A 954-nucleotide genomic window follows, 5' to 3' on the forward strand; every position below is an offset into this window, starting at 1 on the left:
CCGTGTTTGGGCTGTTGATCCTCCGCAGCCAGCCGGGTGCACTCACTTTGGTATGTCTCGATGGAACGCTCCACTTCACTCATTGATCAGCTTGGCAACGTAACCGACCCTCGTCCAGGAGAACCCGTTTATCCGCTGGTCAACATACTGTTCATGATGATTTGTGGAGTTGTGGCAGGAGCGGATGACTTTGTTGCAATCGCACGATTCGCCAACACGAAGAAGGACTGGTTTGCCAAGTTTCTGGATATGACTCATGGCGTTCCATCTCACGATCGTTTCAACGCGATCCTCAACGCAATCAAGCCAGAAGAATTTGAACCGATTCTGTTGGCGTGGCTTACCGAACTGCACAAGATTACCAACGGACAAGTCATCGCCATCGATGGCAAGACGCTTCGCCGAAGCTATGACCACGCAAGTGGGAAAGCCGCCATTCATATGGTGAGTGCTTGGGCAACGGCCAACCACCTCAGTCTTGGGCAGACCATCGTCGACCAGAAGAGCAACGAAATCACGGCGATCCCAAAATTGCTTGAGATCATCGAGGTTTCCGGTGGTTTGGTCACAATCGATGCTATGGGATGCCAAACCGAAATCGCTGCCAAGATCATCGACGAAGGAGCGGACTACTGTTTGGCCGTCAAAGGAAATCAGCCGACGCTTCACGAGGGGATCAAGGCGTTCTTCCTTTCCCACCTGGAAGATGACTTTGCAAGAGTGCATGTTGTAGAGCATCACACGAAAGAGTCTGCTCATGGTCGAATCGACGAACGAAGCTATTACTTGTGTGAGCTTCCTGAGGACCTGCCAGACGGTTCACGATGGAAGGGGCTACAGGCCATCGGAATGTCGATCAACAACACTCAGCGTCGCAAAGGCGATGAGATTGCAGTTCGATACTACATCGTGAGTAAGATGCTGCCTGGTGAAGACTTCGCCGGTGCGGTTCGT

1 protein-coding gene is annotated in these 954 nt (G+C 52.1%); it reads left to right on the plus strand.

Annotation, left to right across the window (positions count from 1 at the left end; all coding sequences use genetic code 11):
• Nucleotides 1-60: 60 nt before the first annotated feature.
• On the plus strand, nucleotides 61-954 hold an 894-nt coding region (locus RSSM_RS16025; RefSeq protein WP_008680811.1), incomplete at its 3' end, for an ISAs1 family transposase.

This window comes from Aporhodopirellula sallentina SM41, from assembly GCF_000346505.1.
Taxonomy (GTDB): Bacteria; Planctomycetota; Planctomycetia; order Pirellulales; family Pirellulaceae; genus Rhodopirellula; species Rhodopirellula sallentina.